Source organism: Paraglaciecola chathamensis S18K6 (assembly GCA_000314955.1).
In the GTDB taxonomy this organism is placed as follows: Bacteria; Pseudomonadota; Gammaproteobacteria; order Enterobacterales; family Alteromonadaceae; genus Paraglaciecola; species Paraglaciecola chathamensis.
Window position 1 is genome coordinate 1 of the sequence record BAEM01000063.1, and the last position, 17202, is coordinate 17202.

The window sequence follows — 17202 nt, forward strand, 5'->3', positions numbered from 1 at the left end:
CACATCGTTTGGTCAGTGACGAAACCTAGATCTTTTACATTGGTATCGAGAGGTTGGTTTCATACATTAGGTTGTAATTTACAACGGGTCGTTTGGTCAGTAACGAAACCTAGTTTTTTAGATTGGTAGTGGGAGGGCGGTTTTAGTTGTTTGGTTGTAATTTACAACACTTAGCTTAGGCCGTTTCTACCAATAGATACTGCGTGTTAGTAAAAAGACTCCATTCACTAGAAAACGATCGTAACTTCCTAATGTTATATGGCCGTAACCTTCAACAATATAAATGATAAATTTAGCTTTGAATAAACGAATATAATTGTTTTAAAAAGGATTTTTATCAATATTGATAGTGTGCGAAGCATTAATTTTTTAATCTTAATTAACGTTTAATATTGTAAATATTATATTTTCTCGTATGAAACTCATTAATAACAACATTGCGCTAACAACTCTATTGATTGGATGTAACATTTAAGTCATAATCGCTCAAAATCAATCATTTTTACTTCCGTGTAAAAAGTGGCTCCCTACGTTCAAGTGACTCAAAGGCGCCTTAAAAGAAAAATAATGGAGAAAATGTGTCTACTTCAGATGAGTTTGAAACGAAACCAATCAGCCCAGGTAAACTTCAGCCAGCTCGCGCGTTCGCAGGAAGCTATGCTGGGGAGCATGTCGCTGGAACTGAGTTTGTAATCGGGGCCCTATTTGTATCTTGGGGAGTGGGGGCTGGTGATATTTTAATTGGCCTTCTTCTTGGTAACCTTCTGGCCGTGCTTACATGGGGGCTCTTAACTGCTCCGATCGCCACTGATACACGCTTAACGCTTTATGCTTATCTAGAGAAGATTGCAGGAAAGGGAACGATTAAAATCTACAGTGTGGTTAACGGGATATTATTTAGTGTATTGGCAGGAGCTATGATAACTGTATCAGCCTCCGCAGTACGGATACTGCTAGACATTCCACCGCAAGTAGAATGGTTTCCCTCTGACTTTAGGTTTGTCTTAGTCGCGCTTTTTGTCGGTGCTGTTGTCGTTTTCATGGCGGTAAAGGGTTTTGAAAAACTAGCAGCGTTTGCTGAGGTATGTGCTCCTTGGATGATCCTGATGTTTATCGTAGGGGCATTATTCATGCTGCCGGCTTTGATCGCCTCGACGCCTAGTATCTCGAATATTTCCTCATTCTCAGATTTCTTTATTATGGCAAATGAATCAATTTGGGTGAAAACGAGCAATGAAGTAGGGCTATGGCACGTAGCTGCTTTCGCTTGGGTAGCGAATTTAGCAATGCATGGCGGTATGGGAGATATGACACTGCTGCGTTTTGCTCGTTATCCAAAATACGGATTCTTTTCCGCATTAGGTATGTTTATCGGTCATTACCTCGCGTGGATTTGTGCTGGGATTATGGGGGCGGGTGCTGCCATTATCATACATACTTCTATTACTAATCTTGATCCAGGGGCTGTAGCTTACCAAGCTTTAGGCACATGCGGAATCATCGCGGTTATTATTGCAGGTTGGACTACGTCAAATCCTACGATTTATCGTGCAGGTTTAGCATTTAGCTCGCTGAACCCTAAGTGGAGTAGAGAGAAATCCACAGTCGTTGTAGGCATAGTTACAACAATCATTGCATGTTTCCCTTTTGTATTTTCACAACTTTTGGGTTTTGTGGGTATTATGGGCTTAATGATGGCGCCGATTGGCGCAGTTATCGTCGCGGAACACTGGCTTTTCGACAAAATAGGTTTAACAAGATATTGGTCTAAATATAAAGGTAATACTACCAATTATGCTGCGGTGATAACGTGGATATCAGCCTTGTTACTAAGTTATATCTTAGAAAGTACAGGTTCATTGCATCTGTTTTTCTTACTGATACCTATCTGGATATACTCTACTGTCATTTACTGCGTGCTCGCGGCATTACTGGGAGCAAAGCGAAAATATTCTGAAGCTGAAATAGAAGAGCAAAACGAACTAAAGCGGAAAACACTTGAGAAAACATATCTTCAAGAAATTCAAAGCAAAAGGGCTTTCGAAGAAAAAGTGAAAAGCGCCTTAGCCGTTAAAATTGCTTCAATAGTTGCCATTATCTCACTGTGTTCTTGTTTAGCAATTGGTGTGTATGCATACGCAGAAGGTAGCTCACCAGCACTACATAATGCGTTATTTGCTGTAACAATGCTCTACTTCGTCTGTGCGACATATGCATATATCGCAAGATCTAAACCTGTAGATGTAGCAGTGAATGATGCAAGTAATGTGAATACAGCGAGGCAGTAACGCCTTTCTTTTAGGTTCGTCCCAATGGTACTGAGCTAATGGGACCTCTCCATTTTCTGAGGTAAATTGAATATGAAGTATTCATTTTTTCTAAACTTATCCTGTTTTTTGTTATTGATGTTTGTGAGTCTGAAAGTGACTGCACAGGCAAACACTCAGGATACTAATAAACCCCCCAACATTGTTTTCATTTTAGCTGATGATCATCGTTGGGATTTGTTAGGTAGTAAAAACAGCCTAATACAAACGCCAAACCTAGATGCTATCGCGGAGGAGGGGATAGTATTTGAAAACGCTTTCGTTACCACGCCGATTTGTGCGTCAAGCAGAATAAGTATTCTGACTGGATTAACGGAGCGGACCCATGACTACACTTTTAGCAGGCCACCTACCGGAGAGGTCGAATCAGCCAACATGTATCCGGCCTTGCTGAAGCAAGCTGGTTACACCACCGGCTTTGTAGGAAAGTACGAAATCAAAATGTCCGGAGCTGATCAAGACAGATTTGACTATTTTAAACCCTTACTTCAATCAAAAACTAATCGCTGGAATGATAAGGACATACCCCAGACCTACTATATACAAAATCTAGCTAAAGAGTTTATCCAAGACGCCAGCAGTAAAGACAAGCCTTGGGTACTGGCGGTAAATTTTTGGAACCCTCATGCCCATGACACAGATAAAGTCGATCAATTTCACTATCCACCTGAGTTTGAGGAATATTATCAAGATGTCACAGTTCCAGACGCGAACAACTCTACAAAACATGATTTTGAAGAATTGCCAAAGTTTCTAAAGGATTCTATGGCTAGAGTGCGATGGGAATATAGATTCGCCAACCCTAAAATGTATCAACGAATTATTAAAAGACATTACAGAGCTATTAGTAGTGTAGATAAAGCCGTAGGGGCAATTTCTGCCCAACTTAAAAAGCTAGGTGTAGATGATAATACGATCATTATTTACACAGGGGACAATGGTTACTCGTTAAACGAACGTCAGTTAGCTGGGAAATGGTTCGGTTGGGAAGAGGACTTAAGAGTGCCTTTGATTATCAAGGATCCAAGACAGAAGGCGCACCAGAAAATAAGTGGAATGGCACTTAATATTGATATTGCACCAACAATATTAGATCTGGCAGGAATATCCATACCTTCAAGTTATCAAGGGCGAAGTCTACTTCCTCTTGTTGGCACAAACTTTGACGATAACTGGCGCTCAGAGTTTTTCTTTGAGCATATGTATCAACCAAAGCGTGCGTCAATACCGCCGATGTTCGGGGTGAGAACAGAGCATTGGAAACTGGTAAACTTTTATAAGAATGATTTTCTACAGCTATATGACTTAAGAGAAGATCCGTTTGAGCGAAATAATTTAGCGTACAACCCAAAGTACAAATACCTGACAGAAGCGCTGAATAAGCGAGCGCTTCAATACGTGAAAAACTATGAAGATGCCAGAACGCCTGAGGTTAAGGCTAGAGAACATTTTTTAAACAGTTTTTAAGCGTTTTAGCGTATCACCTGGGTAGAGCGTTTGTGAACGTCTAGTTATTAACTTTAGCATGCGCTCTGCTAATCAACCCCGGTATTACATACCATCCTTTTCCTATCAAATGTGCGCCTACAGCAATCGTAATAAAGAAACTTGAATGATTGATAATGATTATTGCTGACTGCAATTTATTCATATACAATCATTTTACATTTATTTAATGATTTTTTTGAGCACATTAGGCGTTGTCACAATCGCCAAATGAAGCTCATAGGGTAGATATAGGTACGAATGTGAGGTTAGCGGTAATTGGCGAATGCATGGTTGAATTATCTAACTGCGAGAGTAGTGCTTACTTGCTTGGTTATGGCGGAGATACATTAAACACCGCAGTTTATTTCGCTAGGTGTGATGGCGAGGTCGAGTATATCACGGCCCTAAGTGATGATATTTTTAGCTCTAAAATGCTTGAATCTTGGCGTACCGAAGGAGTAGGAATAGAGCATGTAAAGATAATTCCCAACACCGTACCCGGACTATATTTGATTGAAAATGACGACCAAGGAGAACGTCACTTTCATTATTGGCGAGCCAATTCGCCTGCACGGGCTCTATTAGATGAGTTTCCGGAAATACTAAGCGAGTTAGATAAGTATGACGCCATTTTCCTAAGCGGTATTACGCTGTCACTTTATTCAGCGCCAGCAAGACGCCGCTTGTTTGAATATCTACGTCACTTTCGAGCGTCAGGTGGTCAAGTTGTATTCGACAATAATTACCGAGCAAAAAACTGGAGCTCCATTTCGGAAGCGGTTGAAACCTTTGACGAAATAATGGGTGTTACTGATATTGCATTGTTAAGCATGGAGGACGAGATAGCGCTATATGGGCCGCACTCTATAACATCTTGCACTGCACGCTGGTTAGAGAAAGGCGCAATCGAAGTCATCGTCAAAAACGGCGCTGAAGGTATTCATTTAGCAGACTTAACCAATACCGTATTTTTTGATGTTCCCAATGTAGTGAGTCCAGTTGATACGACCGCAGCCGGTGATTCGTTTAATGGCGCGTTTTTAGCGGCTAGGGCAAAGGGCTATTCGCTAGAACGTAGCATTCGCGCTGGGCAGTTTTGTGCGGCGCAAGTCATTATGCACATCGGCGCTATAGTGAATAAAGATATCCCTTTGGTTGAGGGGGAGTTATGAAACTCAATAGATTCATTTCTTTACTGATTCTAACTTCTGTAATCCTATTATCTGGTTGTGAAGAAGTATTGGACAATGACAAAGTTGCGATTCGTTTAGGGCATCAGCTTGATATTAACCACCCTGTGCACGAAGGACTCGTTTATCTGAAGGATGAGCTAGAGCGCCTTTCGGGTGGAGAAATGACCATAGTGATATATCCATCATCGCAAGTTGGTGATGAACGCGAAGTACTTGAGCTAATACAAATTGGCAGCATGGGAATGACAAAAGTTTCTGCCAGCGCACTTGAGACATTTGTCCCTGAAATGAAAATCTTCAGCCTTCCTTATCTTTTCCGCGATAAAACCCATTATTGGCAAACGTTAAATGGGGAAGTAGGCAAGGCGCTTCTTGATGCTGCTGAGCCATTTCGTTTCAAAGGACTCGGTTACTTTGACGCTGGCAGTCGAAGTTTTTACACCACAAAAAAGAAAGTTACTTCACCAGAAGATCTAACCGGCTTAAAGGTTAGGGTAATGAATAGCCAAACGGCTGTAGCCATGGTCAACACGATGGGGGGGGCAGCAACGCCCGTGAGTTGGGGTGAGTTATACACTTCTTTGCAACAGGGGGTTGTCGATGGTGCGGAAAATAATCTACCTAGTTTCTTTTATTCCAAACACTACGAAGTCAGTAAGTACCTAATTTTAGATGAACACACATCGATTCCTGATGTGATCGTTGTCGGAACACATCTGTGGGATAAGCTTTCCACTGAACAAAAAGGTTGGTTAGAAGCTGCGATGCAGTCTGCTACTGAGTATCAAAGGGAATTATGGGAAAAATCAACAGCGGATTCCTTGAAGATCGTAACCGAAGCTGGCGTACAAGTAATTAAAGCTGACAAAACACTATTTGAAGAAAGCGTACAGCCAATATATCGGTCTTTAAAAGGCTCGGAATTGGAAGCGTTGGTTTCTAAAATTCGGGACATAGGAGGTGATAGGTGAATACTTTCAAAAGTTTCATCGTGAATTTAAACCGTGTATTACGAGTTCTATTAGCGTCAATGATGGCGCTGCTAGTCATTAATGTAACGTGGCAAGTAATTACTCGGTTTATTTTACCTCATCCGAGCTCCTTTACAGAGGAGCTTGCACGTTTTTTACTAATCTGGATTAGCTTACTCGGTAGCGCTTACGCGTTTCACACACACAGCCATCTGGGATTTGATTATCTAGTCAATAAGATGTCTCGTTCTACATCAATGCTCGTAGCAAAAATGGGCTATGTCTTGGTGATTCTATTTGCGATTAGCGTACTAGTTGTAGGCGGCTTGAACCTGGCATATATCACCTTATTACTGGAACAACGTTCAGCAGTGTTAGGGCTTCCCATGGGGGCGGTGTATGCAGTTACACCTGTTAGCGGCCTTTTATTTATCGTGTATAGCATATTGGGTCTTCTTGAACTGAAAGATTCCAATAAGCTGAGGGAGCTCGCGTTATGACATCGTTAATTTTGTTCGGCCTATTTGTCATCTTACTCGTTCTAAATATTCCAATCGCAGTAAGTATTATCGTAGCCACCCTTGCTACCATGCTTTTAACTATTGACACTTTACCCGCGTTAACGACTTTAGCACAACGCTTATCGGTGGGGGTTGATAGCTTTGCTTTGTTAGCGATTCCGTTTTTTGTTTTATCAGGATATTTGATGGGGCAGGGAGGCATCGCAGTACGACTTATAGAGTTTGCTAAAGTGCTTGTCGGTAGGCTGCCCGGAGGGCTCGCTTTCGTAAATATTATATCTTGTGCATTGTTTGGTTCTATTTCGGGTTCTGCGGTGGCTGCAACATCAGCTGTTGGTGGGTTTATGATCCCTGCGATGGAAAAAGAGGGGTATGACAAACCTTTCAGCACCGCCGTTACGGTCACAGCTGCTACAACGGGTATGTTAATACCGCCAAGCAATATATTAATCATTTACTCACTAGCCAGTGGCGGTGTGTCTATTGCTGCATTATTTATCGCCGGCTATTTGCCTGGTTTACTAGTGACCGTGCTACTGATGTTGGGCGCAAGTTTTTATATTAAGCGCCACGGTATAACAACCGACAAAACAATAAGCATAGGAAAGTTCTGGCCAAGCTTAATTGGTGCTATTCCCTGTTTATTTCTGATCGTTCTGATAATAGGCGGGATTATCGGTGGCTTTTTCACACCCACAGAAGCAGGGGCTATTGCCGTAATATACTCTTTGGTTTTATCTCTTGGATTGTACAAAGAACTGCGCGTTAAAGATTTATATCCAATCTTTTTAAAAACAATAAACACCACCGCTATTGTCATGTTTTTGATTGGCGCTTCTGCTGCAATGTCTTGGCTGATGTCGTATGAACAGATCCCTCAAACCATCAGCAACTCACTTTTATCGCTGTCGGAAAATGCGCTTATTATTCTATTAATCATGAATTTGCTCTTGTTGGCAGTAGGTACCTTTATGGACGTTACGCCAGCAGTGCTTATTTTCACTCCAATATTTCTTCCCATTGCTGAAATGCTAGGTATTTCACCTTTGCATTTTGGGATCATGATGATTTTAAACCTATCGATTGGCTTGTGCACTCCTCCGGTTGGTAGTGTTCTGTTCGTGGGTTGTAGCGTTGGGCGGGTTTCAATCAGCAGCATAATGAGACCAATACTTCCTCTTTACGCAGCAATGTTAATTGCATTGGCATTGACGATTGCATTCCCGCAAATCAGCGAATTTCTTCCGAAACTGTTAGGGCTAATTTGACCTACCCATTAAAAAATTACTAGGAGCATGACGTGTCAGACTATTTAATTAAAAAATTCGGCTTACAAGGCAAAGTGGCGGTTGTTACTGGCGCTAGCCGCGGGCTAGGGCAGGGGATAGCGATGGCGCTTGGTGAGGCAGGGGCGACAGTAGTAGCCATCGGATCTTCATCAAAAAGTGTTGAGGCTACATTGAGTCAATTAAAAGAAAAAGGTATCGAATGTGCTGGATACGGTTGTGATCAATCTAGCACTAAAGAAATAATCGATACTGTAGGTAAAATCCTTGATACCCATGGCCGCATTGATGTGCTGGTGAATAACGCCGGTACTATTAAGCGCTCTCCTGCTCACGAATTCTCGGACGCAGACTGGAGCGAAGTCATCAATGTAAATTTAAACGGCGTCTTCACATTTTGCCGTGAAGTGGGCAAGAAAATGCTCGAGCAAGGCAGTGGCAAAATAATTAATATCGCCTCTCTGCTTAGTTTTTCCGGTGGGATCACCGTTCCAGCGTACGCTGCGAGTAAAGGTGGTGTGGCACAGCTAACAAAAGCACTGGCAAATGAATGGGCGAACAGCAACATTCAAGTAAATGCCATCGCACCAGGTTATTTTGAAACGGACAATACCTTCAACATCCGACAAGATAAAGATCGTTATGCAAGCATTAGCAGTCGAATACCAGCTGACAAATGGGGCACCCCAGATGACTTAGCTGGAGCAGCAGTATTCTTGTCGTCTGAAGCATCCTCTTATGTGAACGGTCATGTTCTGCTCGTCGATGGCGGTTGGATGGCTCGTTAACTCAGCGTCCATATTCTTTATTTTCAACGACTATAAGGTGGTCTTATGAATTTTTTATTTTCAACAAACAAACGAAGCTATCCCAGTATGACAAATAAAGAGTTGAGAGAGGCGTTCTTAACTGAGCCTCTGTTTACTCCAGGCGCGCTTTCGTTAACTTATACTGATGTTGATCGTGCGGTTATTGGTGGAGCAATGCCTTTATCGGAAAGCATTCAAATTCCAACTCACAAAGAGTTGGCGGCTGATTACTTCTGTGAACGTCGTGAATTAGGGATTATTAACATTGGTGGAAAAGGTGCTGTTGAGGTAGATGGTGAAACCTATGACATGGCAATGAAAGATAGCCTCTATGTTTCACGCGGGAGTAAAAACGTTGTTTTGTCTTCTGTAGATGCGAATAGCCCAGCAAAATTTTACATGATCTCTTATCCCGCTCACCGAATTACCAAGACTGTATATGTTCCTAAGTCAGACGCGAAAAAAATTGAGCTTGGTTCTCAGGAAACGTCTAATGAAAGAACTATCTTTCAGTCTATTCGCCCAGGGATCGTTGATAGTTGTCAATTAGTCATGGGAATTACGGAGCTAAAATCGGGTAGTGTCTGGAATACCAAACCTCCCCATACTCATTTTAGGCGCACTGAAATTTATATGTATTTTGAGCTTGAGCAAAGCGAACGCGTTTTCCATATGCTGGGTGAGCCCAAAGAGGTCAAAACCTTACCATTGGCACCTGAAGTTGCTATTGCTTCTCCAAGTTGGTCGATTCATAGCGGCGTAGGAACGACCAACTATAGTTTTATCTGGGCTATGGGCGGTGAAAATCAAGAGTTTGATGATATGGATCATATTGAAATATCTGCGTTAAGTTAGCTTAAAACAATAAAATGTTACAAAACGCCTATCAAAATCAATCATGAATTGATTTTTTTGATTGATTTTGGCTGGTTTGGTGATTATATTGAAACAAATAATGCCAAAAGGATAAGTGAAAATGCTTGAAAAGCAGCGACAACAGTTGATTCTAGAAGTGTTGGAGGAGTCCACATTTGCGAGTGTGCCGGAGTTATGCTCTCAACTAGGAGCTTCGGAGGCAACTATTCGACGAGATCTTAATAAGTTGTCTGCGCAAAAGAAAATTAAAAAAATACGAGGGGGAGCTCAAGTCATTGATTCAGGCTCAACTTCTAACTTTTATCTATCTGGCAATGCGTTTTTAATTGATAAAGAGAAAAACGCCGACATAAAAAGACAAATAGCTAAAGTTGCTTGCGAACTATGCTCTGACGGTGAATCAATTATCATCAATGGGGGGAGTTCTACATTTATGATGGCAGAGTTTCTTCGAGAAAAACGCTTGAATGTGCTTACTAATTCATTTGTTCTTTCTCAAGATTTGGTTGAGAACAGCCAAAACCAAATCACCTTGCCGGGCGGCGAAGTGTATAGGAAGCAAAGTATAATTCTCAGTTCCTTTGAAAATGATACAACGCAAAATTATCGCGGAAGTATGATGTTTATGGGCACGCCCGGTATTAGTAAATACGGCGTGATGGAATCTGATCCGTTACTTATACTCGCTGAAAAAAAGTTACGTAAACAAGCTGATAAGTTAGTTGTTTTGGCTGATAGCACCAAGATAGGTCTACAGAGCAACTTAGTTTTTTGCGGCTTAGAAGCCGTTGATATTGTCATTACCGATAGCCGCGCCGATGAAAAAGTACTGGAAGAATTTCGCCGTTGGGACATCGAAGTGATTGTAGTCGATGCCCAAGCTGTCACCGTTTAATTGAACGGAGGACTCCTGTTTATTAAAGGGCTTCTTAGCATGAAGCCACTTAAATGTTTGGGGTCCTGAACCTTTTAAAGTGCTACGCTATTTATATAGCAAGACTATTTTATTAAATATACCTGATATATTTTAAAACCTCTAGATTCAATCAAAAATATTCAAATTCAATCATTTTCTGTTATATAATCCCTCTGTGTTGTCATTTATATTCTTTTAGCTTTTGCGGAGGTTGGAGCTCAATCCGTTAGACCGCTGTTTAAGCGAGAGATAAATGCTCTACAACTTGAACAGAATTAAACGTATGCACTGGACTCTACGCATTGTTCATTTAACGCTACGTTTTCTTATGAGCGTTCAGTTATGTAGCACACATGAGATGCTCAATGGATTAATGCTAAGTCACGTAAAGACCAACATAGCACTAACCAGAGGAGCTTAATAATTGTTTGTTTTAGGGGTAGAAATAGAGTGAAGGCTGTTTTAGATATAGGAAAAACACACATAAAATTATTGTTTGTGAAAGAGGAGCAACAAGTAGCTAGCTTCAGCTGTAAAAACGCTCCTATTGCCGGACAATATCCTCAAGCCGATGTTAGTAGTATTTGGGAATGGTTGATTGAAACTCTTCACTCTTGTACCTATTCAAAGCAAGTGGAAGGGCTTGTTATTACTACACATGGTGCTACCGCAGCATTGATAGACGAGCGTGAGAAAAATAGACAGAGTGCATTAGTAATACCTGTTTTAGATTATGAATATGACGGCCTAGACGAAGTTAGTGCTGATTACGAAGAAGCTCGGCCTAATTTTCAAGAAACATTCTCACCTTCTTTACCCGCGGGACTTAACCTTGGTAGGCAGCTGTTTTGGCTAGAACGATCTTATCCTACTGAATTTGCGAAAGTCACATCGATACTGCTTTACCCACAGTATTGGGCTTGGAGATTGGGCGCAAATGTGAGCTCGGAAGTTACCTCTTTAGGTTGCCATACCGACCTTTGGAATCCAATCAAACGAGAATATTCTTCAATTTGCATAGCAAATGATTGGACAAAGCTATTTCCTTCTATCAAGTCTGCGTGGGACTGCATTGGTGAAATAAGTCCAGAAGTGTCGCAGGCTACTACTTTACCTACTTCGTGCAAAATCTATTGCGGAATTCACGACAGCAACGCTAGTTATCTGAGATACCTAAATTTAAGCTTGAAACACGATCAAGAATTTACCGTAATTTCTACAGGTACGTGGACTATATTAATGCAGGCTAATGGACAGGTCAGCCATTTACAGAGCAAACCGGACACCTTGGCTAACGTAGATATAAACGGTGATCCTGTATGCTGTGCTAGGTTTATGGGTGGCCGTGAGTATGAAAAAATATGCACTACATTGGGGGGCAATATCAAAATGAATCCCACCGAGTCCGACATTCAGCGTGCGATCGATAATTTATGGATGGTGACGCCTGATTTTAGTGATGGTAATGGCCCTTTTGGCAATTATACCCCTCAACTTCTATGCCCTAAGACCCCTCCCGCGCCTCAAGCAATCGCGACCTTGTATTGCGCGATGATGATTAGCCAAAGACTAGATGATCTTCAAGCTCAGGGCCCCATTTATATCGAAGGTGCATTTCTTAAGAATCCTTTATTGTGTGGTCTTGTCGCCCAGTTAAGAGCAGGACAAAGTGTATTTGCCTCCACTGACGCCACAGGAACTGTGTTAGGTGCAGCTTCATTAATTGATTATCAAAATGGAAACGTGAGCAACTTAGAGGTCTCGCCTGTGTCAACGACGGACTTTGTCGGACTAGAGCCTTACGTAGATGCTTGGTTTAACGCGATAAGCCGAAAAAGTAATATTTAGTCACGAATGCATCAATAATAATCACGAGGCCTTGTTAAATAGTCATTTTAGTGTTCTTTGTGATTGAAAATGATTGACAAGTATTGAAATCTGCGTGTATTGTGATTGCATAAATCAGAGTCCAAGCATTATGGACTAAATTAACAATCAACATTTAACAAGATAGGACTAATTCATGGCTTTCAAACCTGATGATTACAAGCATGTTAAGTACCTTTGGAAAGACGAAGAAGCTGACAATCTTTCTCCTGTAGAAAATCTCGTTTACCGCTCAAATAAGCTAGGTGATGATCAAAGAATTACCAATACCGGTGGCGGTAATACTTCAGCAAAAATTATGGAGAAAGACCCTCTTTCAGGTGAAGAAGTTGAAGTTCTTTGGGTAAAGGGGTCTGGTGGAGATTTACGTACATCAAAAGTGGCGAACTTCTCATCACTTTACATGGATAAATTGAATGCACTGCAGGATATCTACCATTCGGCAGGCGAAGTCGGAGTCAAAACTCAAATTGAAGATGACATGGTTGCTATGTATCGTCATGCGACGTTCAATTTGAACCCTCGGGCAACTTCAATCGATACTCCTCTACACGCCTTTATACCTTTCAAGCATGTTGATCACATGCACCCAAATTCGGTTATTGCAGTTGCTGCTAGTAAAAATTGTAAAACACTAACTAAAGAAATATTTGGGGATGAACTAATTTGGACTGAGTGGCAGCGACCAGGTTTTGATTTAGGTCTTCAGTTACAGCAAATTTGCAGAGATTATCCAGATGCGAAGGGTGTAATACTTGCGGGGCACGGCGTTATCAACTGGGCTAATGACAGTAAAGCATGCTATGACTTGAGCTTAGAAATTATCGAAAAAGCAGCAAGTTTTATTGAAAGTCACGACAAAGGTGAGATGACTTTCGGTGGACAGAAATATGCCAAACTTGATCAAATGCAAAGAGAAAACGTCTTGGCTGATGTTCTACCGTATTTACGCGGCTTGGTATCAGGTGAAAATAAACTTATTGGTACCGTCCAAGATGATGATGATGTACTTCGTTTTGTGAACAGTAACGATGCGCTTCGTCTAGCAGATTTGGGAACGTCTTGCCCAGATCATTTCTTACGTACAAAAATTAAGCCTCTATATGTTGATTGGAACCCAGAAACTGATTCTATAGAACAGTTGAAAGGCTTATTAAAAGATGGCGTGAAAAAGTACAAAGAAGATTATAGCTCTTACTATGAGCAGTGTAAGCATGACAATTCTCCAGCTCAGAGAGCTTCCTCGCCTTCAATATGTTTAATTCCTGGCGTAGGCATGATTGGCTGGGGTAAAAATAAGTCAGAATCTCGAGTGACTGCTGAGTTTTACAACTGTGCAATTGAAGTTATGCGCGGGGCAGAGGCAATTGATGAGTACATTGCCCTGCCACAACAAGAAGCATTTGATATTGAATACTGGTTATTGGAAGAAGCCAAACTTCAACGTATGCCAAAAGAGGCACCGTTGGCTCGTGATGTAGTTGTAGTCATTGGGGCAGGTGATGGTATTGGTAAAGCTACAGCTCACCGAGTGGCGCGTGAAGGAGCTCATGTCGTATGTGCTGATTTGCGTATTGAACAAGCCAAAGCCACGGCTATCGAGTTAGAGGAAATATACGGAAAAGGTATTGGCGTTGCCGGTACGGGTATCTCATCTTGCGGCCCTGCGATCGCTCAAGAAGTGGATATAACTAAACGTGAAACGGTAGAAAAATTGTTTGCCAATGTTACGTTGGCCTACGGTGGTATCGACAAGGTCATTGTGACTGCGGGAGTATTCCTTGCTGAAGGAAAAGATTTGTCTAAAAACGATGACATCTTCGAGCTCAGCTTCAATGTAAATGTGAAGGGGGGATACGTCGTTGCATCAGAGGCTCAAAAGATTTGGGAAAAACAACAACTCAAAGGCATGATGGTACTAACCACTAGCGTAAATGGTGCAGTATCTAAGAAAGGTTCTTTAGCCTACGACACTAGTAAGTCAGCGGCAAACCATTTAGTGCGGGAACTGGCTGTCACCTTATCGCCTCTGGTTAACGTGAATGCACTTGCTCCGGCTACCGTTGTTCAGGGAAGTAGTATGTTTCCTAGAGACCGGGTGATTTCTTCACTATCGAAATACAACATTCCATTTAACGAATCTGATACAACTGAAGATTTACGTACAAGTTTAGCTGAGTTCTATGCCCAACGAACTTTGACGAAGTTGCCTATAACGCCCGAAGATCAGGCCGAAGCTGCATATTTACTTGTATCTGGTCAGTTAAGCAAAACGACCGGCCAAATTATTAGTGTAGACGGTGGTTTACACGAAGCCTTCCTACGCTAGGAGTACATTATGTTACGAAGAATTGAATCATCTTTAATAAAAGATAAAAACGAAGAACTCTATACAGATTTGAAGTCTGATTATGATGCATTAACAGAAAAGTTAGGCCGTGACGGTATAGATATCGAAAAGTTTACAGAAGCGGCTGAGAAGTTTCAGATTGCCGTCCCTTCTTGGGGGACAGGCACCGGTGGTACGCGCTTCGCTCGTTTCCCTTTAAAGGGTGAGCCTCGCAACATCTTCGAAAAATTAGAGGATTGTTCGGTAATCAATGAGTTATCAGGTTGTACTGACAGTGTTTCTCCACACTTCCCTTGGGATAAAGTAGATGACTTTAGTGAACTAAAGCAAACCTCTGATGAGTATGGCATTAAATGGGTTTCAGTAAATTCAAATACGTTTCAAGATCAACCTGGGCAAGAAACGTCATATAAATACGGTAGCATGAGTAATACGCAGCAATCGTCACGAGATCTTGCTATTCAACATAATCTAGATTGCATAGGGTATGGTCAGCAACTAGGCGCAAATAGTTTGACTGTTTGGGTCGGCGATGGCTCTAACCATCCTGGACAGCAGCACTTTCAAAAAGCATTTGAACGTTACTTATCGAGCATGGAAAAAGTTTATGCAGGTTTACCCAATGACTGGGAAATGCATATCGAACATAAAATGTTCGAGCCAGCTTTCTACTCAACAGTCATCCAGGATTGGGGTTCAAATATACTGGCTGCAATGCATTTGGGGCCTAAGTGTAAATCACTTGTCGATTTAGGCCATCATGCCCCGAACACTAATATTGAAATGATTGTTTCTCGTTTAATTCAGTTCAAAAAATTGGGTGGGTTTCATTTCAACGATAGTAAATATGGGGATGATGATTTGGACAGCGGCTCTTTGCATCCATATCAGCAGTTCTTGATTTTTAATGAATTGGTTGATGCGGAGTATCGTCAGCAAGCTGAATTTGACCCCTCATACATGCTAGATCAATCTCATAACGTGACGGATCCTATTGAAAGCCTCATTGTCTCTGCAATCGAAGTTCAGCGCTCTTATATAAAGGCATTGCTTGTAGATCGTGAATCGCTCTACGGCTATCAGGAAAGTAACGACGCGATGATGGCTTCATTGGAGCTTAAAAAGGCGTTCAATGTTGACGTTACCCCCATATTAGCTATGGCTCGATACCGTCAATCGGCTGCGATAAATCCTATAGGTGTATATCGCTCGATTGACTACAGAACACGCATGGACAAAGACCGTCCTCGCGACCCGAATGCGAGTGGCTCTGGTATCGTTTAAAACGAATTGGTAGCCGCTTTCTACCAGTAAATCTGTACCTTACAAAAAGCGAATTGATAATAATAATAATAATAGAAGCTGTAAATACAAACGGAATAAGAAAAACGTATATGATGTTACGCGACTGTTTTAACTACCATGATTTCAGAAAGCTAGCTAAAGGCAGGCTGCCTGGACCGATATTTAACTATATAGATGGTGGAGCAGACGATGAAGTTACTATGCGTCGCAACTCTGAAGCCTTTCAGGGCTGCGATCTTATTCCGCAGGTATTAACCGGTGTTAAAGATGTCGATCTTAGCGTTGAGGTCATGGGGCAAAAACTAGATTTACCTGTCTATTTGTCACCCACAGCGTTACAGCGTCTGTTTCATCACCGGGGGGAGCGGGCCACTGCGGGTGCTGCCCAAAAATATGGCACTATGTTCGGAGTGTCGTCTCTCGGTACTGTGAGTATGGAAGAAATCGCTCGCCAATATGATACGCCTCAAGTTTATCAGTTTTATTTTCACAAAGACCGTGGTCTTAACAACGCCATGATGCAGCGAGCAAAAGAGTCCAACGTAAATGTAATGATGCTAACGGTAGATTCAATCACTGGCGGCAATAGAGAGCGGGACTTACGTACAGGCTTCTCAATTCCATTTAAGTTAAACCTGCAAGGACTTTGGCAATTTGCGACTCGTCCCATGTGGGGAATTAACTACTTAACACATGAAAAGTTTTCTTTACCTCAGCTTGACGCTCATATCGACATGGGTAAGGGTGCTAGCTCAATTGGCGACTATTTTACCAATATGCTCGACCCTTCAATGAACTGGAAAGATGTAGAGGAAATGGTGAAGTTCTGGGATGGTGAATTCTGCTTAAAGGGTATCATGAGTGCTGACGATGCCAAGCGCGCCGTGGATATTGGCTGCACAGGTATTGTCATTTCCAATCATGGTGGGCGTCAACTTGACGGCTCTCGTAGCTCTTTCGACCAATTGGCTGAAATAGTAGACGTGGTGGGCGACAAAATAGATGTCATTTTTGATAGTGGTATTCAGCGGGGCACCCATGTACTCAAGGCGCTGGCATTGGGTGCTAAAGCAGTAGGGCTAGGCCGTTACTATCTATTCGCACTAGCTGCTGCAGGTCAACCTGGTGTTGAGCGGGCGATGAAACTGTTGGTAGCTGAAATCGAGCGGGACATGCGACTTATGGGCTGCTCAAAAATTAGTGATCTCAACCGAGACCACATTCGCTTCAGGTAGAAATTTTATTTGCGCTTTATGACATGACTCTTAAAGCG

13 protein-coding genes are annotated in these 17202 nt (G+C 41.9%); all 13 read left to right on the top strand.

What is annotated here, in order from left to right:
* Positions 1–578: 578 nt before the first annotated feature.
* Positions 579–2288 carry a purine-cytosine permease family protein gene (locus tag GCHA_RS21650; RefSeq protein WP_007992166.1) on the top strand — a complete coding sequence of 570 codons (1710 nt, stop codon included), beginning with the start codon at positions 579–581 and terminating at the stop codon, positions 2286–2288.
* A 72-nt stretch (positions 2289–2360) separates the two neighbouring features.
* A complete protein-coding gene (locus GCHA_RS21655; RefSeq protein WP_007992167.1) occupies positions 2361–3794 on the top strand; it encodes a sulfatase-like hydrolase/transferase in 1434 nt (477 codons plus the stop codon).
* Between the two features lie 281 nt (positions 3795–4075).
* The gene (locus GCHA_RS21660) at positions 4076–4987 is read left to right on the top strand and encodes a sugar kinase (protein WP_007992168.1); all 912 of its coding nucleotides are present in this window, start codon (positions 4076–4078) and stop codon (positions 4985–4987) included.
* Positions 4984–5979, top strand: coding sequence for a TRAP transporter substrate-binding protein (locus tag GCHA_RS21665; protein WP_039992903.1), 996 nt, complete (start codon positions 4984–4986; stop codon positions 5977–5979). Before GCHA_RS21660 ends, GCHA_RS21665 begins: the two co-directional genes overlap by 4 nt.
* Positions 5976–6479, top strand: a complete 504-nt coding sequence (locus tag GCHA_RS21670; RefSeq protein WP_039992904.1) for a TRAP transporter small permease — start codon at positions 5976–5978, stop codon at positions 6477–6479. Before GCHA_RS21665 ends, GCHA_RS21670 begins: the two co-directional genes overlap by 4 nt.
* Positions 6476–7768, top strand: a complete 1293-nt coding sequence (locus GCHA_RS21675) for a TRAP transporter large permease (RefSeq protein ID WP_007992171.1) — start codon at positions 6476–6478, stop codon at positions 7766–7768. The genes GCHA_RS21670 and GCHA_RS21675 overlap by 4 nt, the downstream gene beginning before the upstream one ends.
* 32 nt (positions 7769–7800) lie before the next feature.
* Positions 7801–8574 carry a glucose 1-dehydrogenase gene (locus GCHA_RS21680; protein ID WP_007992172.1) on the top strand — a complete coding sequence of 258 codons (774 nt, stop codon included), beginning with the start codon at positions 7801–7803 and terminating at the stop codon, positions 8572–8574.
* Positions 8575–8619: 45 nt separating this feature from the next.
* A complete protein-coding gene (gene kduI, locus GCHA_RS21685) occupies positions 8620–9450 on the top strand; it encodes a 5-dehydro-4-deoxy-D-glucuronate isomerase (protein WP_007992174.1) in 831 nt (276 codons plus the stop codon).
* A 121-nt stretch (positions 9451–9571) separates the two neighbouring features.
* Entirely contained in the window at positions 9572–10366 is a 795-nt protein-coding gene (locus GCHA_RS21690; RefSeq protein ID WP_007992175.1) for a DeoR/GlpR family DNA-binding transcription regulator, read from the top strand.
* 471 nt (positions 10367–10837) lie between these two features.
* Complete coding sequence (locus GCHA_RS21695; RefSeq protein WP_007992177.1) at positions 10838–12235, top strand: FGGY-family carbohydrate kinase; 1398 nt, start codon at positions 10838–10840, stop codon at positions 12233–12235.
* A 175-nt stretch (positions 12236–12410) separates the two neighbouring features.
* Positions 12411–14603, top strand: coding sequence for a bifunctional rhamnulose-1-phosphate aldolase/short-chain dehydrogenase (locus GCHA_RS21700; RefSeq protein ID WP_007992179.1), 2193 nt, complete (start codon positions 12411–12413; stop codon positions 14601–14603).
* Between the two features lie 9 nt (positions 14604–14612).
* Entirely contained in the window at positions 14613–15908 is a 1296-nt protein-coding gene (locus GCHA_RS21705; RefSeq protein WP_007992181.1) for a sugar isomerase, read from the top strand.
* Positions 15909–16018: 110 nt separating this feature from the next.
* A complete protein-coding gene (locus tag GCHA_RS21710; protein ID WP_039992905.1) occupies positions 16019–17164 on the top strand; it encodes an alpha-hydroxy acid oxidase in 1146 nt (381 codons plus the stop codon).
* Positions 17165–17202: the final 38 nt, after the last annotated feature.